This window comes from Deinococcus malanensis (assembly GCF_014647655.1).
Taxonomy (GTDB): domain Bacteria; phylum Deinococcota; class Deinococci; order Deinococcales; family Deinococcaceae; genus Deinococcus; species Deinococcus malanensis.
Genome location: NZ_BMPP01000001.1, coordinates 379216 through 402781 on the forward strand (window position 1 = coordinate 379216; position 23566 = coordinate 402781).

Annotated in this window: 21 protein-coding genes; 14 read left to right on the forward strand and 7 right to left on the reverse strand. The window is 66.4% G+C overall.

Going from position 1 to position 23566, the window contains the following annotated elements:
* The first annotated feature begins 110 nt into the window (after window positions 1–110).
* The 6 genes from IEY49_RS01970 to IEY49_RS01995 all read left to right on the forward strand — a co-directional run bounded on the left by IEY49_RS01970 (window position 111) and on the right by IEY49_RS01995 (window position 7356).
* The gene (locus tag IEY49_RS01970) at window positions 111–581 is read left to right on the forward strand and encodes a hypothetical protein (protein WP_189004008.1); all 471 of its coding nucleotides are present in this window, start codon (window positions 111–113) and stop codon (window positions 579–581) included.
* Between the two features lie 117 nt (window positions 582–698).
* Complete coding sequence (locus IEY49_RS01975) at window positions 699–1424, forward strand: SDR family oxidoreductase (protein WP_189004010.1); 726 nt, start codon at window positions 699–701, stop codon at window positions 1422–1424.
* A gap of 117 nt (window positions 1425–1541) precedes the next feature.
* Window positions 1542–1973, forward strand: a complete 432-nt coding sequence (gene smpB, locus IEY49_RS01980) for an SsrA-binding protein SmpB (RefSeq protein WP_189004012.1) — start codon at window positions 1542–1544, stop codon at window positions 1971–1973.
* Window positions 1970–3361: an N-acetylmuramoyl-L-alanine amidase gene (locus IEY49_RS01985; protein WP_189004014.1), complete on the forward strand. Its 1392-nt coding sequence runs from the start codon at window positions 1970–1972 to the stop codon at window positions 3359–3361. The genes smpB and IEY49_RS01985 overlap by 4 nt, the downstream gene beginning before the upstream one ends.
* The gene (locus tag IEY49_RS01990) at window positions 3358–3900 is read left to right on the forward strand and encodes a GerMN domain-containing protein (RefSeq protein WP_189004016.1); all 543 of its coding nucleotides are present in this window, start codon (window positions 3358–3360) and stop codon (window positions 3898–3900) included. The genes IEY49_RS01985 and IEY49_RS01990 overlap by 4 nt, the downstream gene beginning before the upstream one ends.
* Window positions 3901–4065: 165 nt before the next feature.
* Window positions 4066–7356 (forward strand): SMC hinge domain-related protein, encoded by a 3291-nt coding sequence (locus IEY49_RS01995; protein ID WP_189004018.1) that lies wholly within the window; start codon window positions 4066–4068, stop codon window positions 7354–7356.
* A 136-nt stretch (window positions 7357–7492) separates the two neighbouring features.
* On the opposite strand, the gene IEY49_RS02000 is transcribed toward IEY49_RS01995, so the two are convergent.
* From IEY49_RS02000 to IEY49_RS02020, 5 genes are all read right to left on the reverse strand, one after another.
* The gene (locus IEY49_RS02000) at window positions 7493–8260 is read right to left on the reverse strand and encodes a hypothetical protein (RefSeq protein WP_189004020.1); all 768 of its coding nucleotides are present in this window, start codon (window positions 8258–8260) and stop codon (window positions 7493–7495) included.
* 134 nt (window positions 8261–8394) lie between these two features.
* Entirely contained in the window at window positions 8395–8922 is a 528-nt protein-coding gene (locus IEY49_RS02005; RefSeq protein WP_189004022.1) for a 2'-5' RNA ligase family protein, read from the reverse strand.
* On the reverse strand, window positions 8919–10361 hold the full coding sequence (locus tag IEY49_RS02010) for an alpha-amylase family glycosyl hydrolase (protein WP_189004024.1): 1443 nt from the start codon (window positions 10359–10361) through the stop codon (window positions 8919–8921). Before IEY49_RS02010 ends, IEY49_RS02005 begins: the two co-directional genes overlap by 4 nt.
* A 186-nt stretch (window positions 10362–10547) precedes the next feature.
* A complete protein-coding gene (locus IEY49_RS02015; RefSeq protein ID WP_189004026.1) occupies window positions 10548–13034 on the reverse strand; it encodes a phosphoenolpyruvate carboxylase in 2487 nt (828 codons plus the stop codon).
* A gap of 41 nt (window positions 13035–13075) precedes the next feature.
* Entirely contained in the window at window positions 13076–13852 is a 777-nt protein-coding gene (locus IEY49_RS02020; protein WP_189004028.1) for a TIGR00282 family metallophosphoesterase, read from the reverse strand.
* Between the two features lie 107 nt (window positions 13853–13959).
* On the opposite strand from IEY49_RS02020, the gene IEY49_RS02025 reads away from it, so the two are divergent.
* From IEY49_RS02025 to IEY49_RS02050, 6 genes are all read left to right on the forward strand, one after another.
* A complete protein-coding gene (locus tag IEY49_RS02025) occupies window positions 13960–14445 on the forward strand; it encodes a universal stress protein (protein WP_189004030.1) in 486 nt (161 codons plus the stop codon).
* 78 nt (window positions 14446–14523) lie between these two features.
* A complete protein-coding gene (locus IEY49_RS02030) occupies window positions 14524–17088 on the forward strand; it encodes a U32 family peptidase (RefSeq protein ID WP_229780579.1) in 2565 nt (854 codons plus the stop codon).
* 64 nt (window positions 17089–17152) lie between these two features.
* On the forward strand, window positions 17153–17797 hold the full coding sequence (locus tag IEY49_RS02035) for a DUF402 domain-containing protein (RefSeq protein WP_189004032.1): 645 nt from the start codon (window positions 17153–17155) through the stop codon (window positions 17795–17797).
* Complete coding sequence (locus IEY49_RS02040) at window positions 17751–18473, forward strand: nucleotidyltransferase family protein (RefSeq protein WP_229780580.1); 723 nt, start codon at window positions 17751–17753, stop codon at window positions 18471–18473. Before IEY49_RS02035 ends, IEY49_RS02040 begins: the two co-directional genes overlap by 47 nt.
* A 60-nt stretch (window positions 18474–18533) precedes the next feature.
* Window positions 18534–19307, forward strand: coding sequence for an ABC transporter ATP-binding protein (locus IEY49_RS02045; RefSeq protein WP_189004034.1), 774 nt, complete (start codon window positions 18534–18536; stop codon window positions 19305–19307).
* Window positions 19304–20977: a putative ABC transporter permease subunit gene (locus IEY49_RS02050; RefSeq protein WP_189004036.1), complete on the forward strand. Its 1674-nt coding sequence runs from the start codon at window positions 19304–19306 to the stop codon at window positions 20975–20977. Before IEY49_RS02045 ends, IEY49_RS02050 begins: the two co-directional genes overlap by 4 nt.
* A gap of 68 nt (window positions 20978–21045) precedes the next feature.
* On the opposite strand, the gene IEY49_RS02055 is transcribed toward IEY49_RS02050, so the two are convergent.
* Both IEY49_RS02055 and IEY49_RS02060 read right to left on the reverse strand, forming a co-directional pair.
* A complete protein-coding gene (locus tag IEY49_RS02055) occupies window positions 21046–21342 on the reverse strand; it encodes a YciI-like protein (protein WP_189004037.1) in 297 nt (98 codons plus the stop codon).
* 2 nt (window positions 21343–21344) lie between these two features.
* Complete coding sequence (locus tag IEY49_RS02060) at window positions 21345–22562, reverse strand: saccharopine dehydrogenase family protein (protein ID WP_189004039.1); 1218 nt, start codon at window positions 22560–22562, stop codon at window positions 21345–21347.
* Between the two features lie 67 nt (window positions 22563–22629).
* On the opposite strand from IEY49_RS02060, the gene IEY49_RS02065 reads away from it, so the two are divergent.
* Together IEY49_RS02065 and IEY49_RS02070 are read left to right on the forward strand one after the other, a co-directional pair.
* Window positions 22630–22980, forward strand: a complete 351-nt coding sequence (locus IEY49_RS02065; RefSeq protein ID WP_189004041.1) for a hypothetical protein — start codon at window positions 22630–22632, stop codon at window positions 22978–22980.
* Window positions 22977–23555 carry a DUF1572 family protein gene (locus IEY49_RS02070; RefSeq protein ID WP_189004043.1) on the forward strand — a complete coding sequence of 193 codons (579 nt, stop codon included), beginning with the start codon at window positions 22977–22979 and terminating at the stop codon, window positions 23553–23555. The genes IEY49_RS02065 and IEY49_RS02070 overlap by 4 nt, the downstream gene beginning before the upstream one ends.
* Window positions 23556–23566: the final 11 nt, after the last annotated feature.

Consider the following 23566-nt stretch of genomic DNA (forward strand, 5'->3'; position numbering starts at 1 on the left):
TTTAACGCGCCGGCTGCCCGCTTCCACAACCCTGGGATACGCACGAATCAGGCAGGCCAGACCTGCGGGCACTCACGAGGCGTCAGAAACCGTGTGGTGAACTGGAGCTCATGATCAAGCAGACGAAGTTCATCCTGGCCACTTTGACCCTGGGAGTGGCGCTGAGCGCCTCTGCCCAGCAGGGTACGCCACCCAGCTGGAATGCCCAGCGCCTGTCCAGCGCCACCTATCTGATCCTGGATCCGGAAATCAGGGGCAATCCCAACCTGATCAGTGGCGATCAGCGGCAAGGTGTCCTGAAGGCCATGCGCAAGGATTCCGGGGACGCCATCAAGCGCCGCTATCCCAAGGCGACGATCACGACAGATCCCAAGGCGGCTGGCGTGATCCGGGTCAGTCCGGAACTGGTGGCGCCCGGCGCCCTGCTGCCCTGGGGCAAGCTGACTGCGCGCCTGACCTTCGCGCTTCCCGAGGGGCCTCAGGTCGTGATGAACGAACAGCACTCGTTACTGACCCTGTGGCAGCACCAGGCTGACGCCGCCAATTTTGTGTTTGACCGGCTGGCACAGCGTTTGCCCTGAGGTGCCACGCAACGGACAGGAACAGGTCTCCAGGCGGGCCTGTTCCTGTTCTGTTCCTGGCGTTGTCTTGGCGGTGCCTCAAGGTCACTCCCTGGGTTCGCGTGTTAGCGTGCCCGCATGACGCAGACACCTCCCAGTAAAAGTGCTTTTATCACTGGCGCCAGTAAGGGCATAGGGCTGGCCGTGGCGCGCGCGCTGGTTCACGAGGGCTACGCCGTGACCATCACCAGCCGCCACCAGGATGAGGTGGAGGCCGCAGCCGGTGAACTTGCTGGTGAAAGGCAGGGCGGGCAGGCGCGCGGGGTGGCGTGCGACGTGCGTGACGCCGCCTCATTGCAGCGCGAGGTGGATCAGCACGTGCAGGCTTACGGAGGCCTGGACGTCCTGTTCGTCAATGCCGGCGTGGGGCGCTTCATGAACGTCGCGGAACTGAGCATCGAGGACTGGGACAGCATGATCCAGACCAACCTCAGCGGCGCCTTTTACACGGTCAAGGCCGCCATCGGCGCGCTGTCGCAGCGGGGCGGATATATCTTCACGCTCTCCAGTCTGGCAGGCAGGAATCCACTCCCGGGCGGCGGCGCCTACAACGCCAGTAAATTTGGCCTCAATGGGCTCTCGGAGGTCCTGAACCTGGACCTGCGAGACCGTGGCATCAAGGTGACACAGATCATGCCTGGCAGTGTGGCAACGCATTTTGGGGGACACACACCCAGCGAGGCCGATGCCTGGAAGATTCAGCCGGAGGACATTGCGCAGCTGACGGTGGACCTGCTGAATATGCCCGAGCGGACCCTGCCCAGCCGGGTGGAGGTTCGCCCCAGCCGCCCGCCCCGGAAATAACCTGTTTCTGATTCGGACTTTCGTGGCCTGACTTCCAAGGATGCTCTGCGGGCCGGGCCCGCCGCGTCCCAACGCCCTGCCGGCTGTGCGGAAAAGTCCAGCGGGCCATGCTGTAGAATGCCGCGCGTGTACACGAACCGCCGCGCTCATTACGAGTACGAGTTGTTGGAGCGCTTCGAGGCGGGCATCAGCCTGACAGGCAGCGAGGTCAAGAGCATTCGTGCCGGCGGCGTGGATTTCCGTGACGCCTTCGCCCGGCTTCACGGCGGCAATGTCGACCTCGAAGGCCTCTACATTCCGGTGTATAAGGAAGCGACCTACAACAACCACGAGCCCCGGCGCACCCGGCGGCTCCTGCTGAACCGCATGGAGATTCTGAAACTCAAAAAGGGCCTGGAGCAGAAGGGCCTGACCCTGGTGCCCACCCGGCTTTATCAGAAAGGCCAGTATTTCAAGGTGGAACTGGCCCTGGCCCGCGGCAAGAAACTGCATGACAAGCGGCGCGCGGATGCAGAGAAAACGGTGCGGCGCGAGTTGAGAGAGCTATGAAACGGGGCGCTCGCACGTCCTTCCTGTGGCCCCTGGTGCCGGCCGCTCTGCTGGGTGCCGGGCTGCTGGGAGCTGGGCTTGCTGAGGCCCAGATTGCCCTGAGCAAGCTGACGCTGGCGGGTAAGCAGGTACAGAGTGTCAACCTGTACGGCGCCGAGTACGCCAGCCAGGAGACCCTCAGTGCCCTGCTCAACGTGTCGCGCGACGGCGGCCTGCTTCGCGTGACCGGGCTGGGGCACACGCTGCTGCTGCCCATCGACGAGGACCAGCAGCGGGCCACCACCGATTTCAACACGGTGCAGCTCGATACCCGGCGCGTTCAGGCCCGGGCCGCCACCCTGATCAACGGCAACGTGTATCTGCCGCTCGATACCCTGGCCCGTGGTCTGGGTGCCAAGTACGAACCCGGGAACTTCCGGGTGGCCGCCCCAACCCTTCAGGGGGTCAGCAGCCGCGCCGGCAAGGACGCCGACCGTCTGGTGCTGGACCTGAGCCGTGACGTGGAAGTGATTGACGAGCAGCGCGGGGCCAATGTGGTGGTGACCCTGCGCGGGCTCAAAGGTGAACCGCGCAAATACACCACCCGGGGTGCTTTCGTGCCCCGGGCCGAAGTCACGCGCGAGAAGGACAATCTGCAACTGACCTTTCCACTGACGGCTGCCAGTGGCGTGCGGGTCTACAAGGTGGTCCGGCCGGGCAGCGTGCGCGTGGTGATTGATGCGGGACCGGGAATCGTGCGGACCAGCCCCGCCCTGCTGGAGCACGTGACGCGCCCGCTGATTGTTCTTGACCCCATGCGGGTAGAGGGTGCAGGCCGGGACGTGACCCTGGAGGTGGCCCGCCGCGCTGCCGAGCTGCTGAGCGGCGCCGGGTGGCAGGTGCGAGTGACGCGGGATTCGGCGAGCGCCATGAATCTGCGGACCAAGCTGGAACTCGCGCGTCAAAGTGACGTCTTCCTCGCACTGGACCTGGGCCGCCTGCCGGGTGCCAAACGCAGCGGGGTCACCGTCTATGAGCAGTCCGGTCAGTCGAGTGCGCAGATCATCAACGCCATCCGTGCGGGAAATGCTCCGCCCTACGGCACGCTCGTGGCCGGCAACGCGGGCGGCACCCGCAAGCTGGGAGAGCTGCTGCGGGGCGAACTCAAGGGAGGCGGGGTGGCGGCCAACCAGGACACTACCTCCCGTGTGCTGACCCTGCGCGAGGCCCCCCAGGCGGCGCTGCTGATGGAACTCGGCTGGGCCAGCAACGCCGAGGACCTGGCCCGGCTGGCGGTTGACCGGCGCCTGCAGGCGATGGCCAATGCCCTGGCCCGGTCAGTGGCCACCTACCTGACGGCCCGGGCCAACAACAACGCCAATCTCGGTGCCCAGGGGGTGGCACGGTGAAACGCGTGTTTTCCCTGTTTAACGTGGTAACGCTGGTGCTGCTGGGCGCCTCGGTCCTGGCGCTGCAGGCGGTCAAGCGGACTCCCGATACGCCGGAAGCTCCCAAGCTCGAGCTTGCCCAGCGCACCGCGCTGAAGGTCAAGGTGTACTTCACCGATCCGCAGGTTCAGGCCCTGAAGGCCGAGACCCGCACCGTGCAGGTGACCCAGCAGGACGCCGGGACGCTGGCACAGGCCGCGCTCAACGTCTGGGCGGGTGGCCCCAACGACCGCGACCATCTGGGGCTGGTGCCGAAAGGAACCGCGGCGCCCAAGGTCTACCTGCGCAGCGGCCACTATTACGTGGACATGCCTGCCACCTATGGCAAGCTCCGGTACGGCACCAGCGGTGAACGGATGTTGCTGTGCAGCATGACCCGCACCCTGCTTGGCCTCAAGGGTCAGGACGTGACATTCCTGCTGGACGGCAAGAACATCGAGACCCTCGGTCACCTGGACCTGCGCGAGGCCTTTACCGGACGCGACTGTGCCGATCAGTGATGGCCCGACCAGTGATGGGCCAGTCTGGTGTGAGCCACATGATCAGAACAGGATGTCCCCCGGGCCAGAAAGGAGCGTTCCGGACCTGAGCAGCCCCCCACCCTCGGTCAAGGGTTTCACCACTGTCTGACCCGAGGTGGGCTGAGTTCCAGGTCCTGATCCGTTATGTTGCACAGCATTACCCTTCAGGGCTTCAAAAGTTTTGCCGACCGGACCCGGCTGGAATTCGGTCCCGGAGTCAGTGCCGTGATCGGCCCCAACGGCTCGGGCAAGAGCAACGTGGTCGAGGCGATTCGCTGGGTGACCCATCAGGCACGCGCCCGCGAACTGCGGGCCGGGCGCGGTACGGAACTCATTTTCCATGGCAGCGGGGGCAAAGCTCCACTGGGGCTGGCCGAGGTCCAGCTGGAACTGAGTACCTCAGAAGGCCGGGTGAACCTGTCCCGGCGGATCTACCGTGACGGCGCAGCCGAGCAGGACCTGGGAGGACGCCCCGTACGGGCCCGCGACGTTCAGGGAGCCCTGCGGGGAACCGGTCTGGGCCCAGGTGGGCTGGCCGTGATCGGCCAGGGCGAGGTCAGTGGGGTGGTGCAGGCCGAAGGCAGAACCCTGCTGGGTTACGTGCAGGAGGCGGCCGGTCTGTCGAGGGCCGTGACGGCCCGTCAGGAAACCGAGGCCCGTCTGCGGGACGCGGACACCGCTCTGGAGCAGTTGAGGCTGGTGCTGAACGAACGCGAGGCGGCAGTGGCGCGGCTCCAGAAGGCTGCACAGGCAGCGCGTCAGCACCGTGACCTGAGTGCCCGGGTTCTGACCCTGGAAGACGCCCTGCGCCGCGAGCGGCATCTGACCCTGCGGCGCGAGATTGCGGGAGCGACCGCCGAGGCTGCTGGCCTGGAGGCCAGGAGCGTAATGCAAGGCGCCGAGGTTCAGGCAGCTGCGGCCGCCGTCGAACAGGCGCGTGAACGGGCACAGGAGGCGCGGGCCCGGCGCGAGGCCTACAGTGGCGCCCTGGACGCCCTGAACGCGGCGCGTGAGGCCCAGGCCCAGGCCGAGCGGTACCACGCCCACCTGCGCCGGGAAGGGGAGACCCTCCAACATGAACTGAGCAGCCTGCCCAGTCAGATGCCAGCCCGGCCAGCCCCGGACCTGCTGACGCTGGACGCGGCGGTGCACACGTCCCGTTCGGCAGCCGAGGCCTCCGAACGGCGCGCCCGGACGCTGGAGGCTGAACTGACCCGCGCCCGCGCCCAGGCAACCCGCGTGGCCGAGCAACTGGCCCGCGCGGACGCCAGCCGCGACACCCTGCATGCCGAACTACTGCGGGCCGAGGGAAACCTCGAACAGGCCCACGACAGCCTGGCGGCAGCCACCGAACGCTTCGGCAGCGCCCGCTCGGCGCGCGAGCAGGCGGAACAGGCCTTTGCCGCGCTGGGTGGTACCCGCGACGCCGCGCTTCACCACGAGCGGCACCTGAGCAGTGAATTGGCACGCGTGAACGCCAGTGTGGCGCCGCTGCGGCGGGAACGCGAACGGCTTGAGGCCGCCCTGAACAGCTATGCCCGCTACGGCGAAGGGGCTCGCAACGCGCTGCGGCTGGAGCATCCTGGCATCGTGGGCAGTGTGGCGGACCTGCTGAGCGTTCCTGCTGAGTACGAAACCGCCTTAGGCGCCGCGCTGGGCCGGCGTCTGGAACAGATCGTGGTATCGCGCGCCGACGACGCCCGCGAGATTATCGAGGAACTGCGCCGTGCTGGTGGGCGCGCAACTTTTCTGCCGCTGGACCTGATCCGGGCCCGTCCCCGCCGTGACGCCGGTCTGCTCCGCGAGGACGGTGTGATCGGCAATCTGGCGGACCTGTGTCCCACCGATCCCCCGCTGGTGGGCGAGGCCATTCTGGCCGACACCCTGGTGGTGCGGGATCTGCGCGCAGCCAACGGCATCGCGCGCAGGTATCAGAGCCGCCCACGCCTGGTCACGCTGGACGGGGAACTGGTCGAGCCCGGTGGAGCCATCACTGGTGGACGCCTGCGCGACACAGGTACCGGCGTCCTGGCCGACCAGCGCCGGTTTCAGGAACTGGACGACGAACTGGAGGACGCCGACGCCGCAGCGCACCGGCTCGGCGCGGAGCTGAAAAAGGTCCGGGCCGGGCTGGAGGGCAGCTCTGGGCAGCACGACGCCCTGCTGGCCGTACGTGAACGTGCCGCACGCGAGGAACGGGAGGCCGAGCGCCGGGTCACGGAACTGGAAGCACAGATTCGTAGCCTGACCACCCACCGTGACCGGCTGCAGGAGCGCCTGGAACCGGCCCCACAGGATCCGGGGGCACCGCTGCCCGATCTGGACCTGAGCGCCCTGGAGGCCGATCTGGTGGCTGCACGGTCCGCCGCTGAGCAGGGCCGGGCCCAGGAGCGGCACGCTGCAGAGGCCCTGGCGCAGGGCCGGGAACTTGACGCTTCCTGGAAGGCCTACCGCACTGGGCGGGCGCGGGCCGCAGACCTGAGAGAACGGCTGGACACCAACACCCAGGCTGCCCAGGCGCAGGGAGCCCACCTGAATGCCGCTGCGGCCGAGGTTGCACGGCGCACGGCGGCTCTGGGCACCCTGGACGAGAACGAATTCCCCCGCGCCGAGTATGCCCGTGAGCAGGCGGCGCAGGCCTACGCGAACCTGATCGGCACCCAGAACAAAACCCGGGCCCGCCTTGACGAGCTGAGACTGCTGATTGCCCGGCGAGAGGGCAGCCTTGACGGCCTGCCGGATGGTGCCAGCCCGCTGGGTACCCCCCGTGAGTGGACGGCCGAACTGACCCGCGCCCGCAGCACCCTGGAAGACCTGGGGCCGGTCAACGCCCGTGCCGAGGCCGATCACGCCGAGGAGCTGACCCTTCTTCAGACCCAGCAGGCAGAGCTGAACGATGCGCAGGCGGCCAGCGACGAACTGCGTGGCCATCTCGGGGAACTGGAGCAGGCCGAGACGGTCGCCACCCGCGCGGCCTTTGACCGGGTGAACGCAGCCTTTCGGGACTACAGCGCCGAACTGCTGGGAGGCCAGGGCGAACTCGAAGCCGAACTGACCGAAAGCGGACGCCTCAGTGGTCTGAGGCTGGCGGTGCAGCCACGCGGCAAACGCACCCGCAGCATGACCCTGCTGTCGGCCGGAGAACGAACCATGGCGGGCCTGGCCTTTCTGTTTGCCCTGAACCATGCCGGCGGTGAGGGCAGCGCCGGCGGTCTGCCTCTGGCCGTGCTGGATGAGGTAGACGCGCCGCTGGACGAGGCGAACATCCGCCGGTTTACGAGCTTTCTGAAGTTGTTCAGCGAGCGGGGAGCCCAGTTTCTGCTGGTCACCCACCAGAAGGCGACCATGGAAGTCGCCCAGGCCCTGTGGGGCGTGACCACCGACCAGACCGGCGCGAGCCGGGTCCTGAGTATCAAACAGTACGCAGAGAGCTGACGGGCGGCTTCGCTCCTACAGGGCTCTTTGATTCGTGTATGCAGAAAGATGATGAGCCGCTACGGCAAATGCAGAGGGCCGTGCCTGTACTTTGCTCAGCCAGCCGACCCGGCCGGGTACCAGTCTTTCTTTGCGACTACTGCGTATTGGTAAAGGCGGGCACGTCTCCATCCCTGTGCACTGTGCGCCAGGCCTGAAGAAGCACTTCAGGTTCCTCCACATGATCCGGCGCGCCCAGGGCGAACGCTGCATGCAGCAAGGAGAAGACAGCACTGGTCCATGGTTCGGCCAGCACGGGTTCATCATGTTCCAGGTACTCGGCGGCCTCACCCCAAGCCCGACGCGCCGACTCCCGGACCCCGCCACTGATCAGTAGTGGACAGGTCCCGATAGGCGACCCTGGCATGCCAATTGGTGTGGTTGACCGCGAAAAGCCATCAGGCGCTGGTGTCGGCACCGGGTGATGTTCCAGCCGCTGGTCCCAAGCAGTCTGGTAGACCTCGCCTGCTCGTGGGTGTTCGGCGGCGAGCAGCGCCCGCGCGGTACGTTCATCTATCCGCCAGGCAAGATCGATCACCGGCAGGATCACGTCACCATGCTGCCCGAACACCAGCCCGGGGGACAGCTCTTCCAGCACGTCCACTGCCAGTGCACGCGTGAAGGCTGGCGCTCGACCCAGGTTAGCGTTGGCTTCCTTCATGGCCACCTGTTCCGCCTCGGTCTGCGGCTCCACCACACTTACACGCAATAGACGTCCGGGCCAGCCGGATACCAGCACCGACGTGACCTCATGTGTCACAGCCAGCCAGGGTCGGGTCAGGCGGCCCGTGCTCACCCGGTCACCTGGCTTCACCCCATTAAAGAGTTCTTTCTGTGCCGGAGCATAGAGGTACCCTTCGCGCATGCCGGAAGCGTAACAGCTGCACGACGCTTTTCTCACCTCGCCTGGATGTTTGCAGGCTACATGGACAAGGATGGCTTTGGCCTGTAATCAAACCACCTGCCGTCCATTTCATAACCATACGGCAGAGCTCCGGCTCATTGTTTGCAGCCTCCTGTCAGCGGAAATTCATAGGCCACCCGCCAGCGTCCGTCTGAGCCTTTCTGCGCCACGGTGACCCGGTCTACCGGGTGCCGGACCTTCACAAGCTCAGGAAGAAGTGCCTTCAATCCGGATTCGATGACGTCGAGTTCGCTTTCGCTTCCTCTGGCGACTGTCAAATGTGGCTCCGGATCGGGATGTTTTCCGCTGTACGGAGGGGTTTCCGGAAAGGCCTGCGCGATGGTCCACATCATGGCGCGGACCTGTACGGACGGTTCCGGTGCCAGCCACAGCAGACCTGGAAACCGTCCAACGTGGGCAAAAGACACACTGAAGGGCGCGGCCCCTCTGAGGCAGGCCTCCAACCGGGCCAGATGGTCAGGCGTGGGCTCCGGCGCTACCCAGGGAAACAGCAATGAGATGTGCGGCGCCACCCCGCGCCTCGCGGCTGGAACCGTCTGACGCCATTGCCCGATCCACCGGTCGAGTTCCGGCAGCCACAGCAGGACGCTGGTCTGCGTCATTTCAGCGCAAACGCTGCAGCGTCCTTGCCGTCCACGCTGATGTGCAGGTAGCCACCGCGGACGCTGACTTTGGCGTTCTGACCGGCGTACAGCGACGGCGTGACGGCCTGCTCACCGGTCTTGAGCCCCAGGCCAGCCAGCTTGATGCTGTACGTCTTACGGTCCTTACCGCCGTGCCATGCTGCCAGGACGCGCTGGCCGTCTTTCTCGCGGGTCAGCAGCAGCAGGTCGTCCTGCAGGCTCACCGGCACGGGCAGCAGGGTCTGGGAGCCCAGGCTCAGGGCGGCACTTGCTTTGCGGGCAGCCACGGCGCCCTGTGCCGCTTCGAATACGTTGCGCTCTGCCGGCGTCCACACGTTCTCAAAACGCATATCGCGCCGGTTGTCCGGGTCCGGGCCGCCGCGCATCGCAATTTCGATGCCCTGATACAGCACCGGCACGCCTTTGAGGGTCATCAGGGCGCGCAGGGCGTAGCGGGTGCGGGCCTGACCTTCATCCTCGAACAGGCTGCCCTGGGCAAAGCGCGGGATGTCGTGGTTGTCCAGGAACAGGGCGACCTCACCGGGCCGCGGCAGTTCGCTGCTACGCTCCAGCACAGCGCTGACCCGGCTCAGGCTCTGGCCGCTCATCAGACTGTCGCGCATGGCCCGCTGCAGGCTGAACAGGAACAGGCTGTCGAAGCCAGCTTTCTGCCAGTCAGCCACCGTGCCGGTGTCGGCGTCGAACCATTCACCTAGAGTCCAGGTACCGGCGGCGCGGTCACGGGCCAGCACCTCTTTCAGAAAGTCTCCCGGCACGTGCTTAATGGCGTCGTAGCGGAAGGCATCGACACCACGGTTGCGCCAGAAATCCGCGTTTTCCAGCAGCATCCGCCGGACCTCCGGGCGGCTCTGGTCCAGGTCAGGCAGACCGGAGAGCGGGCAGTCCACATCCTTGTCGGCGCTGGCCTCGCAGCGGGCCTGGGGCGTAAACCAGCTGGGATTGGCCTTCACGGCCGGCGCCTCGTAGCCGTAATGGTTGACGACCTGATCGAGAACCACGCGCATTTTTGCCTCACGCGCGGCTTTGACGAAGGTGTCGAAATCGGCCAGCGTGCCGAAGTGTGGGTCGACATCCCGGAAATCCGCCGGCCAGTAGCCGTGGTATCCAGCGGTATCAAACGAATTCGCCATCTGCTGCCGGTAGACCGGGGTCAGCCACACGGCTGTGGCGCCCAACCGGCTAATGTGCCCCAGTTTGGCCGTCAGGCCAGGAAGGTCGCCGCCATGCCAGGCGCGCAGACTGTTGCGGTCTACATCCGCGTTGTTGCCAGGATTGCCGTCGAAGAACCGGTCCGGCATCACCTGATAGATGATCTGGCCCTCGAAGGAGGGCAGGGAGGTTTGGGCCTGCGCGCTTCCTGTACTCAGGAAGGCGGCCAGCAGCAAAGAGCGGCGCATGGACGAATCCTAGAGCATCTGTCAAAAAGATTGCAGCTTTTTGACCGAGCGGAGCGAGCGGATTATGCCGAGCAGGACGCAGAATGGAGCCGCCGAAAGCATGTCTTCTCGGTGGCGGAATTCGGAGAACTGCTCCAGCCCGCCCGTGCGTCCCCCTGGATGCCCCTTGCTTTAACAGGTGTTTTCTCAGCCAGTGTTGCGCACGCCCGCCGCGATGCCCTGGATGCTGAGCAGTAGCGGCACCTCGAACTCGTCCAGGCCGCCTTCCTTGCTGCGGCTGCGGCGCAGCAGCTCGACCTGAATCCGGTGAATCGGGTCGATGTAGGGGTTGCGCAGCGCGATGCTTTCCTTCAGGCGCGGCTCGCCGGCCATCAGCGATGCGCCCACCACGTCCTGAACAAGGTCCACCGTGGCCTGATAGGCCGCCTTGAGCTGCGTGGCCAGTGGGTGCTCGCCCATCAGACGCAGGTACTCGTCGAAAATCTGTGGGTCACTCTTGGCCAGACTCATCTGGGCGTTGTCCAGCACGGTGCGGAAAAACGGCCAGTCGCGGTACATCTCGCGGGCCAGCTCCACGCCCAGGGTGTCCAGGCCCTCGTGCAGGCCGTACCATCCGGGCAGGTTGGCCCGGTTCTGGGTCCAGCTCATGACCCAGGGAATGGCGCGCAGGTTCCCCAGGGTCGGCGCGCCGGGCCGCCGCACCGGACGTGAAGCGATGTTCAGCCGGGCGATTTCGTGAATGGGCGTCACTGCCTCGAAAAACGGCAGGAAACCCGGGTCGTCCACCAGGGCGCGGTAGGCAGCTGCGCTGGCCCGGGCGGCCGCGTCCATGCCGCGGGTCCACGCTTCGGGCGGAGCCACCGCCGGTCGTGCGGCGGCCAGCAGCACGCCATACAGGGCCTGCTCCAGGTTTCGCCGGGCCAGGACCGGGTGGCTGTACTTGTCGGCCAGTGCCTCGCCCTGCTCGGTGATACGCAGCCCCGCGTCGATGGTGCCGGCCGGCTGACCCAGGATGGCCCGCGACGCCGGGCCGCCGCCGCGCCCGATGCTGGTGCCGCGCCCGTGAAAGAAACGCCAGCGCACGCCGGCCCGGCGGCACACGTCGCTGATGGCGCGCTGCGCCTCGTGCAGCGCCCAGTTGGCTGCCAGAAAGCCCGCGTCCTTGTTGCTGTCGCTGTAGCCCAGCATGATCTCCTGAACGTCGTCTCCCAGGGCGGCGCGGTATTCCGGGATGCTCAGCAGTTCCCAGACCACCTGCGGCGCGCGCTGTAGGTCATCGAGCGTCTCGAACAGCGGCACCGGCAGCGCCCGGAAGCCCACTTCCCGGGCCAGGATCAGCGGTTCGAGCACATCGCTGACACTCTCGGACATGCTCACGATGTAGCGGCCGAAAGAGCGCGGGCCCACCAGCCGGGTTGCTGCCTGCACCTGCCGGATGGGTCCGATGGCGGTTTCCAGGGCCTCAGGCAGCGGCTCCCCGGCGGGCCACAGCGGCCGGCGCGAACGCAACTCGTGGGTCAGCACTTCCTGCCGGGCATGCTCGGCCAGGGCCTCGTAGTCGTCTTCCACGCCTGCGGCCTTCAGCAGGGCTGCCACAGCCGCGCCGGTCTGTGCCGAGTGCTCGCGGATGTCCAGGCTGACCAGATGCTGCCCGAAGACCCGCGCGACGGTGAGCAGCGGTGTGAGCAGCTGATCGGCGCTGCGCCGCTGTCCCTCGGTGCACAGCCGCCGGTACAGGGCCTCAAGGCGCGGCAGCAGCTCTACCTGTTCACCGTCACGCACAGCGTTGTGCAGGGCCCGGAGTTCCTGGCGGTAGGGCTCCTGGCCCTCCTGCTCCTGACTGAGGTCCGCGTAGGCCTGCGCAATGGTGGAGACCAGCACCTCACGGGCCCGCTCCCGGTGAAGGGCCAGGGCATCGTGGGTGGCCTGCGGCGTCACGAAGGGGTTGCCGTCGCGGTCCCCGCCCATCCAGGAGGTAAAGCTCAGGGGCAACTGGGCCTCGCTGCTGTGCCCGTACACCCGTTCGAAGGCCCGCGAAAGGTCGCGCTGCAGCATGGGCAGCGCCCGCGCGATGCTGGGCATGTAGCTCAGGCCGCCCTTGACCTCGTCCAGCACCGTGGGCTTGAGCCGGCGCAGCTCGGGGGTAGACCACATCGCCTCCACGTGCGCGGTGATCCGCTCGGTGGCGTCCTCGGCCAGCGTGGGCTGGCTCAACTCGGGAATGGCGCGGGCCACCTCGACCAGGTGACCACGCACGGTGCGGCGGCGCATCTCGGTGGGGTGGGCCGTGAAGGTCAGGCCCAGGTCCAGCCGCGAGAGCAGGGCCTCGACTTCCTGGGCACTCAGGCCCTGCGCTTTCAGGTCCAGCAGGGCCTGTTCCAGGCTCTGGGGCCTCACACCTTCCGCGCTGCTGAGCACCCGCACCCGTTCGTATTCCTCGGCCAGGTTGACCAGCTGGAAGTACCACGTAAAAGCGCGGGCCAGCCGCCCGGCCTCGGGGCCAGACAGTCCCGCGAGCATGGCGCTCAGCTCGGTGTCGTCGCCCCCTGCGCGGACCTCGCGCACCAGGGCCCGCGTGCGTTCCACCAGTTCGAAGAAGGGCTCGCCCTCCTGCTCTTTCAACACCTGCCCGAGGGTTCTGCCCAGCAGATTCACGTCACTGCGAATGCCCATCCCGCCCTCCCTGTGCGCTGCCGGCTGTGGCTCTCACAGCCTCAGCTCTCTTCGATGTAACGGTAGCGCTCCACACTATGTGCCCGGCCGGCCTCCATCTGGACAATCACCCCGTTCAGTTCCGCGCAGCCCTCGGCAACGCCAAAACGGTGGGGGCGCTCGGTCAGGAACTTCTGGATCGGGCCCTCCTGGTCGCTGCCGATCACCGAGTCGTGGGGTCCGGTAAAGCCGGCGTCGGTCTGGTAGGCCGTGCCCTTAGGCAGGATGCGGGTATCGGCGGTGGGCACATGCGTGTGGGTGCCGATCACAGCCGCCACCCGGCCATCGAGATGCCAGGCCAGGGCCTGCTTCTCACTGGTCGCCTCGGCGTGAATGTCCACCAGCACGTTGCCCAGATCCTTGCGTTCCAGCAGCTCGTCCATGGCCCGAAAAGGGTTGGACACGGCTTCCATAAAGACGCGGCCCAGCACGTTGACGACGGTCAACCGCTCGTTTTTCACTTCGAAGGTCCGCCAGCCGAATCCTGGCGTGCCGGGGTCGGCGTAATTGATGGGCCGCACGATGGGATAGCTGATCTCGTCGAGCATCAGCGAGTACACGTCCTTGTGGTGCCAGGCGTGGTTGCCCAGGGTCATGCAGTCCACGCCGGCCCGGAGGGCGGCCTCGGCCGCGTCGCGGTGCAACCCGAAGCCTCCGGCGGCGTTTTCCATGTTGACCACGGCAAAATCCACGGTCCGGCGCAGGTCCGGCAGATGCGCCGAAAGCAGGCGCCTCCCGGGTTGCCCGAAGACGTCTCCTACAAATAAGACCCGAATCATGCTGCAGGCTACCGCGCCCGCCGGCCTGCCCTGTACCATAGAGGCAACCCCACGGTTCACTTTCTCCATAAGGCACTCCACGTCCTTTTCTCAAGGAGGCGATGTAGATGACCAAAGTGATGGTGACCTCCGACTGCAGCCCGCTGGCCAACGAAGCGCTGGCCCACGCCTGTAGCCTGGCCGGAGCGCTGGGCGCCGAGCTGATGGTGGTGGCCATTCAGCCGGACCCCGACCCGCCCCTGGCCGGTGAGTTCGGGTATATCCCGTCCATGTCACCAGCCGAGTGCCTGGCCCAGGAGCAGTCACTGCGGCGCCGGCTGGAATGTTGCGTGCCGGGCGCCCAGGTCCGGGTGGTGACATCGGGCGGCCGTTCCATTCCCCGCGCGATTCTGGACGTCGCGCGTGAGGAAGGCGCCCATCTGCTGGTGATGAGCACCCATGGCCGCAGCGGCCTGGGCCGCGCCCTGATGGGCAGCGTCGCCGAGGCCGTGGCGCACCACTCGCCAATTCCGGTGATGCTGGTCCGGGCAGGTCAGCCCGTGACGGACTGGTCGGCGGGCCACGCAGCGCACGCTGAACTGCTGGGCATCTGAGTTCGGCACCTTGCACGGCGCCCAACTGTGGCGCCAGACGTTGGCTCCAGACCGGCCGGGTCGCTACACTGACCCGTTATGTCGCGCGTGCGTAGAAAACCTGAAGTCATGAGCCCGGTAGGCGGTGAGGCCCAGTTGCGTGCCGCCGTGGAGGCTGGCGCCGACGCGGTCTTTTTTGGCGTGAACGCCCCCAAGGGCGACGTACGGGGATTTCACGCACGCGCCAAGGTCGGCTTTGAGGCGGAAGCGCTGCCCGACATCATGCGTGGCCTGCACGAGCGTGGCGTCATGGGCTTCGTCACCTTCAACGTGCTGGTCTTCGACCGTGAACTGCGGCAGGCCGAGCGCCAGCTGATGCACTTGGCCGAATCCGGCGTGGACGCGATTATCGTGCAGGATCACGGGGTGGCCCGGCTGGCGCACGAAATCTGCCCCGACCTGCCTATCCACGGCTCGACCCAGATGAGCATCACGTCCGCCGAGGGCGCAGAGCTGGCCGGACGCTTCGGGGCCAGCCGGGTGGTCCTGGGCCGCGAACTCTCGCTGCGCGACATTGAGCGGATTGCGCGTTCTACCGACATGGAACTGGAGACCTTCGTGCACGGCGCGCTGTGCGTGAGCTACTCCGGACAGTGCTTCTCCAGCGAGGCCTGGGGTGGACGCAGCGCCAACCGGGGCCAGTGTGCCCAGGCCTGCCGGCTGCCCTACGACCTGCTGGTAGACGGCCAGGAGCGCGATCTGGGTGACGCCCGTTATCTGCTCTCGCCGGGTGACCTGTACGCGCTGCATCAGGTGCCGGAGCTGGTGCGTATCGGCGTCGACTGTCTGAAAATTGAGGGCCGCTACAAGGACGCCGAATTCGTTGCCCTGACCACCGCCGCGTACCGCAAGGCCGTGGACGAGGCCTGGGCCGGTCTACCGCTGAGCGTCACGCCGCAGGAAGAGCAGGACCTGGAACAGGTGTACTCGCGTGGGCTGGGCCCGCACTTCATGGCCGGCACCAACCATCAGACGGTGGTTCGTGGCCGGGCGCCCCGTCACCGTGGCGTTCAGGTGGGGACCGTACGTGGCGTGACCGAGCGTGGCGTGCTGGTCGAGCTGACTCAAAGCGTCAAACCCGGTGACGGTCTGGTGTTTGACCCGGCGAACTGGCGCACCCCCGAGGGCCGCGAAGAGGGTGGATTCCTGTACGGGTTGTGGCAGGGTGGCCGGCAGGTCGAGGACGTCCCGGCCGGTGCCGTAGCTGAGCTGCGGTTCGGCCGTGGTGCCGTTGACGGCCGCCGCGTGCGCGACGGAGATCTGGTGTGGCGCACCCAGGACCCCACGCTGGCTGCCCGCGTCAGGCCGCTGCTCGAAACGGCAGACCCCCTGCATACCCGGGCGGTAAATGCCCACTTTACCGGCCATGTCGGTGAGGTGCCGGCCCTGACCCTCACTGACGAGCAGGGCCGCAGCGTGACCGTGGTGGGCGACGCTCCTCTGTCCGAGGCCCGCAACCGTGCGCTGGACGAGGCGAGCCTGCGGGAGCAGCTGGGCAAACTGGGCGGGACGCCCTACCATCTGGCGGCCCTGACCACCGACCTGCGAGGCGCCGGTTTCCTCCCGGTCAGCGTGCTGAATGCCCTGCGGCGTGCCGCTTCGGAACAGCTGACGGCGCTGCGCGCTCAGGCCCCGGAACGCCGTATCGCGTCCCGTCTGGACGAGGTGCTGAAGACGGTGGCGGGCGTTAAGCCCAGCCCGGTCCAGACTCCGGCCCACCTGCACGTCCTGGTGCGTACGCCCGAGCAACTCGACGCGGCGCTGGAGGAGCGCCCAGATTCCATTACCCTGGACTACCTGGAGCTGTACGGCCTGAAACCCAGCGTGGAGCGCGTGAAGGCCGCCGGCATTCCGGTCCGGGTGGCCAGCCCCCGCATCCTGAAGCCGACCGAGCAGAACCTGCAGAAGTTCCTGCTGTCGCTCGACGCCCCGATCCTGGTGCGTTCGGGCGGGTTGCTGGAGGGATTGCAGGGTGTGACGGGTTCCGAGGGCTCCGTCCCCGAACTGACCGGCGACTTCAGCCTGAACGCCGCGAACATGCTGACTGCCCGAGCGCTGCTGGATCTAGGCCTGAGCCGGATCACCCCCACGCATGACCTCAACGCGCAGCAGATCACCGAACTGGCCGGGCTGGTGGGGCCCCAGGTGCTGGAGGTCATCGCCTACCAGCACCTGCCGGTCTTCCACACCGAGCACTGTGTGTTCAGCCGCTTCATGTCAGAGGGCACCGATTACACCAACTGCGGCCACCCCTGCGAGAGCCACCGCGTGGCCCTGCGTGACGAACGTGGCGTGGCCCATCCGGTGATGGCTGACGTCGGCTGCCGCAACACCGTGTTCGAGGGGCGGCCCCAGGTGGCGGCCTCGCATCTGCAGGACTGGCTGGACGCGGGTCTGCGCGACTTCCGGCTGGAATTCGTGCACGAGACTCCCACCCAGGTCCGCGAGGTGACCTCGCTGCACCGCCGCTTCCTGAACGGCGACCTCAGCCGCACTGCGCTTGCCGAGCGCCTCTCGGCCCTGTCCGACCAGGGCACCACCGAGGGCAGCCTGTTCGTGCCCAATGACTTTGCCATGCTCGACGCCCTGCCCATCCTGTCCTGACAGGCGGCCTGAAAACTTCAGGTCGCGTCAAGGTTTCTCATTCTCCGGGTGGCTACGCTGGCACATGGCGACTATGGCAGAACCGGCGGTGCTTCAATCTGTCCACGCCCACCCCGTCAAGGTGGAGCGCCACGACGTGCTGGCCATGTCTCATCACACAAACACCGGGGTGCGTTCAGTACACACCTACCGGGAAACGCCACACGGTCTGTTTGTCGGCCGGCACTTTACCGGTCACCCGCGCATCCGTCACTGGCAGGCCCATCTGCTGCCTGAACTGAACATGGTGGTCTGCCACTATGACTTTCATGGGCCGCGCGAGCATGACTACTACCTGGATGTGGCTCGCATTACCCGTCAGGATCAGGTCTGGACCGTGGAGGATCTGTACCTGGACCTGATCGTGCACGATGGTCTGAGGGCCGAAATCGTTGATACAGATGAGCTGCTGGCGGCGCGGGTCGCTGGCTATCTCAGTGAGGGGGATATGCAGCAGGCCGTGGCCGTGGCGCATCAGGCGTTGTCTGGGCTGGCCCGCGCGAACTATTCGCTGAAAGACTGGCTGGCCTCGCACGGTGTGGGTCTCGAGTGGGTTGCTGCCGGGGTGGACGGGCAATCTGAAGTGAAGCCGCACCCCTCTGCGTCAAATCCTATCTTTGGCCATGACTACTACACCTGCCCAGACACGGCTGAAAGCTGCCCTCCCTGAAGCGCTGGAGCGGATTGCAGCCACGCCGGGGGTGTACGCCGCGCTGTGGTGCGGGTCCGCTTCACGTGGAGAAGCCAACGAATACAGTGACCTCGACATTCACGTTCTGGTGACTGGGAACGAACGTTGGCGCAGCCATTTCACCGTGCAGGTCAACGGGCAGGCCGTGCCGGTGGAGGTTTTCCATAACCCTGCCGGGCAGATCATGGCTCTGCTTGCCCAGGAAGATGGCGCCACCACCGCTATGTATGCCCATGGCCGCGCCGTCCTACCACATCCTGACCTGAATAAACTGATCCTTGAGGCGCGGGCGCGGTACGCGTCAGGCCGGACCCCCCGTCCTGTTACCGGCGAGCAGCGCTTTGCCCTGATCGAGGAGATCATGGACGGCCGGGCTCAGGTCGACGATCCAGTTCATGTACTCACGGTCATGACCACTGTCTCGCGACACGTGATCCCTTTGCTCTACGCCTCGCGCGGCTGGTGGGACGTGAAACGCGAGCACTGGCTGCCGGATCTGGAGCGCCGGGCTCCGGGTGTAGCCGCCGAACTGAGGCACGTGCTGGAGGTATCAGATGGCCCGGCCAGACAGGCGGCGCTGGAAACGCTGACCCTTCGTCTGACAGGAAACTTCGTTTATGAAGATGGCCAGAGCACGCCCCTGACGGTGACCTGAGCCTTCAGCCGGCGCGGCTGTCAGACGCCGGACAAGTCCTGCGCCCTAAGCTGCGACACAATGATCGAGGTCAGCAGGTACACCAAGCGCTACGGACGGCACGAGGCGGTCAGCAACCTGAGTTTCAGCGTGCCGCCCGGTATGGTGTTTGGCCTGCTGGGCAGCAACGGGGCCGGGAAGACCACCACCATCCGCGCCCTGGTGGGGCTGACCCGCCCAACCGAGGGCACCGTGCGGGTGCAGGGGTACGACGTCTGGAAGGAGCCGGTGAAGGCCAAGGCGGCTTTCGGCTACATTCCCGACCGGCCCTACCTGTACGGCAAGCTGAGTGCTCGCGAGCTGCTGCGCTTTGTCGCGCAGCTCTACCGCGTGTCCGGCTCTGAGCCGGAAATTGACCGCTGGCTCTCCTTTTTCCGGCTGACCGACTTCGGCAACGAACTGCTGGAAACGTATTCGCATGGTATGCGGCAGAAGGTCGCCATCATCGCGGCCCTGCTGCCCGATCCACCGGTCCTGATCGTGGACGAGCCGATGGTGGGCCTGGACCCGCACGCGGCCCGGCAGGTGCGTGAGCTGCTGCGCGGGCACGCGGACAGGGGACGCACGGTGCTGCTCACCACTCACAGCCTGCCGGTGGCAGAGGCGGTCTGTGACCGTCTGGTGGTCCTGGACCGGGGCCGGGTGCTGGGCCAGGGCACCCTGGACGAACTGCGCGCGTACACCGGCACCGAGGCCGGTGGCGTCCACGGCGACAGCCTGGAACGGATCTTCTTCCGCCTGATTGAGGAGGAGCAGGCCGAAGAAGCCCGCCGCGCCGGAGTCGTCAGCGGATGACCGGGCAGTCTCTGACTCCAGCCAGCCTGCTTCACCTGAAGGCCACTGCACTGGGGCACGCCCTGCAGGGGGCCTCCAGGCCCGGTCTGCTGGTGCTGGTCAGCCTGGGAATTCTGCTGCTGTGGGGAGAGGTGTACAGCAGCTGGCGGGCACTGACCTTTCTGGGACGGTTCGGTGATATCGGCACCAACGTGTTCGCCCGGGTGCTGGAAATCGGCCTGATCACCCTGTGCAGCGGCGTAACCTTCAGCGCCACCACCGCGGCCATCCAGACGCTGTATCTCAGTGACGACCTGAATTTCCTCCTGACCCAGCCGCTGCCCACCTGGAGGGTATTTGCCCTGAAGGTCTTTGAAACATTCCTGAACACCGCCCTGGTGCCCGTCTTCCTGATCCTGCCTCTGATCTTCACCGTAGGAGCTTTTTTTCGGGCACCCGCCTGGGCATATGCGGTGATGGCCCTGGCTGCTTTCCTGACCTTTGCGGCCCCCGTGGGGCTGGGCGCTCTGCTGGCCGTGCTGCTTATGCGCGTGGCCCCGGTCGGCCGTGTGCGTGAGGTCAGCACCGCTCTGGGCGTCCTGATCAGTGCCGGGCTGGTGTACGCCATCCGCGCCCTGCGGCCGGAGCTGATCGTGCAGCAGGCCCAGGACCCAGAGCGTTTCGAGGCATTGTTGCGGTCCTTCGCCGGCCCCACCAGTCTGCTGCTTCCGCCGGCCTGGGCGGCCCAGGGCATCTGGCAGGCCGCGCACGGCACGCTGACGTGGACCCTGCTCCCTCTGCTGGCGCTGACGGCTGTGCTGCTTTTGGGCGCGACAATGCTGGCCACCCGCGCCTATCAGGAGGGCTGGGCACGTGCGCTGGACAGCAGTCGGCCCAGGCTGGACCCCACGCCCCGGCGTGCGGGCCGGCTGGAGAAGCTGTTCAACCGGCCCGGGGCGGGCGGAAGCTTGGCGTTCAAGGACCTGCGGGTGACGCTGCGCGACCCCACCCAGTGGAGCCAGCTGCTGGTGGTCGTGGCGCTGGCAGGCGTGTATCTGGTCAGCGTTCAGGCCGTGCCCATTCCGGTGCCCCAGTTCCGCGGAATCCTGGGTTACGTGCAACTGGCCTTCCAGGGATTCATCATCGCGGGGGTCGCCGTGCGCCTCGCCTTTCCAGCGGTCAGCACCGAAGCCCGGGCGTACTGGCTGCTGCGCACCGCCCCAGTCAGCCCCCGGCAGATCGTCCTGAGTAAGTTTCTGGGCGTACTGCCGGTCACGCTGGTGCTGGGTCTGGTCATGGGGCTGGTCAGCGCGCGTAGCATGGGCCTGGGGCCGACCCTGCTGCTGCTCAGCGCTCTGGTCAGTGTGAGCAATGCACTTGTTATTACTGCACTGGGCGTAGGCCTGGGCGCAGCGGCTCCCCGCTTCGAGGCCGACAACCCCGCCGAGATCGGAGTCAGCCCGGGCGGGCTGGCCTTTATGAGCCTCAGCCTGGCGTATTCCGTGCTGTGCCTGCTGCTGCTTGCCCGCCCAGCGGCCACCAGTGTCCTGCGCCCCGACCTGTATCCGGGCTACACCGCGCTGGGCAGTCCCGAAGGCGTGCTGGGACTGCTGGCCCTGCTGCTGGTGACGGTGGCAGGCACCTGGATCAGTCTGAGGTGGGGCTGGAAACGCCTGGACGCGCTGGAGTAGTCCTTGTGCTCAGCGCATAAAAGCTGGCCGGACCCTCGCGTCCGGCCAGTTCCTTGAAACAGTGGAGATCAGGGAGAATGTGCGGCGAGTGCGCCGGCGACCGTGTGCCATCGCCGGACCTCCCACTGGCCGACCAGACCGTTCAGGACGTACGGGTCCGTGCGGGCGAAGGTCTCTGCCGCAGCGGGACTGTCCCCGTGGAACAGCAGGACGGCTCCGTCTGCGGGGTCAGCCAGGGCCCCGCCCAGCACCAGCTCGCCGCGTTCGGCGGCGGCCCGGGCGTGGGCCAGATGCACTCCGCGCAGGGATTCGCGGCGGCTCACGTAATCCGGCACGAGGTCCCGGTAAAACAGCAGGTGGTGCACGGTCAGTCCTTGACGAGCTCGATGCCGGCCAGTTCGTCCACCGGCAGGCCCCAGGTGTTCATGGCCTCAACGAATGGATCGGGGTCAAGCTGCTCGATGTTCCACACCCCGGGTTGCATCCACACTCCCTGCAGCATCAGCATGGCGCCGATCATGGCGGGCACGCCGGTGGTGTAGCTCACGCCCTGTGCCTGCACCTCGCGGTAGCACTCGGCGTGGTCTTTCACGTTGTAGACGAAGTGCACCCTGGGCTGACCGTCCTTGCCGATGCCCTTGGCCTGCACGCCGATGCAGGTCTGCCCGGTGTAGTTCTCGGCCAGCGACTCGGGGGCCGGCAGCACGGCCTTGAGGAACTCGATGGGCGCAATCTTCTGCCCACGGAAGTCAATAGGCTCGATGGACGTCATGCCGATGCCCTCAAGCACGTTGAGGTGCTTGATGTACGCCTCACCGAAGGTCATCCAGAACCGGGCGCGCTTGATGGTCGGAAAGTGCTTGACCAGCGATTCGAGTTCCTCGTGGTACAGGACAAAGCTTTTGCGCGTGGCGACCTTGGGGTAGTAGATGTCCTGGGAGATTTCAAGCGGCTGGGTCTCGACCCACTGCCCGTTTTCCCAGTAGCGGCCATTGGCGGTGATCTCGCGGATGTTGATTTCGGGGTTGAAGTTGGTCGCAAACGCCTTGCCGTGGCTGCCGTTGTTGCAGTCCACGATGTCCAGGTAATGGATTTCCTGGAAGTGATGCTTGGCGTGGTAGGCAGTGAACGCCTGCGTGGCGCCCGGGTCGAAACCGCAGCCCAGCAGCGCCATCAGGCCCTTTTCCCGGAAGCGGTCCTGATAGGCCCACTGCCAGGAGTACTCGAACTTGGCCACTTCCTTGGGCTCGTAGTTGGCGGTGTCCAGGTAGTGCACGCCGGTTTCCAGGCAGGCGTCCATGATGGTCAGGTCCTGGTAGGGGAGAGCCACGTTGATGACCATGACCGGCCCGAAGCCGCGAATCAGCTCGACCAGTTCCGGTACGTTGTCGGCGTCCACGGTGGCGGTGCTGAAGACCGTTTTGCTGCTGGGCATATGCTGCGCGATTTCCGCGACGATCTTGTCGGCCTTGCTGACCGTACGGGTGGCGATCAGCACCTCGCTGAACACCGTGTCGTTCTGGGCGCACTTCTTGGCCACGACGTTGGCCACGCCGCCCGCTCCGATAATGATGACCTTGCTCATGGCAGGCAGTCTACCTGACGGGACTTTCCGGCCCGGCGCCCGCCTGCCGGGACGCTAGCCTGCTTCCATGAGCCAGCCCCCCGGCGTTCCCCAGCCACGTGTCGTCACCCCCGAGGAGCGTGGCCGGGCCATGCGTACCTTCATGTGGATCGTGGTGGGATTTGTCGCGGCCATCGGCATCATGGTGGCCACCCTGAGCGTTATGGGGCGGGGAATGCGCGATTACGGTCAGGCTGCAGCCCGCGCCGTGCAGGCGACGCGGCCGGCGTCCGGCACCAGTCTCACCCGTCCCTGTGCCGACGTGTTGAACAAGGCAATGCCTAAGGGTGTCGTGTCGTGCATGGTGGTGGTCAAAGACGGCCAGGTTACGGCCCTGCTGAAGGTCGAAGGCGACAAGCAGTACCGGGTCAAGCCGTGACGGCTGTAGCCGAGCTCTATCTGAGGGATGTCCGTGAGCGGATGGCGGAAATCAGGCACCTGGGTGACCGCGCGCTGAGCCAGCTCGGCGACGGTGACTGGCACCGTTACCTGGCCGATGGGGGCAACTCGGCAGCGGTGCTGGTCCAGCATCTGTCCGGCAACATGCATGCCCGCTGGGGAGGCCTGCGCGGCGGGTACCGCCCGGACCATGAAGGTGAACCTGCCAGCCGGGACCGGGACGCGGAATTCGAGGAAGGCAGGCTGTCTCCGGCCGAACTTCAGGCCTGCTGGGACGAAGGCTGGGCCGTTTTTGAGGGGGCCCTGGAACACCTGACACCGGAGGACCTGACACGCACATTGACCATCCGCGGTGAACCGCATACCGTGCTTTCGGCCATTCAGCGGCAGGTGGCGCACTACAGCGGGCACGTCTACCAGCTGGTGCTGATCGTCAAGACCCTGCGCGGCGACCAGTGGCAGACGCTCAGCATCCCACGGGGCGAGTCTGTGGCCTATACCGCTGAGGTGCAGGCTGCTCAGGCCGCCATTTCTGACCCCCACGACCAGCGCTAGACCGGTGGCAG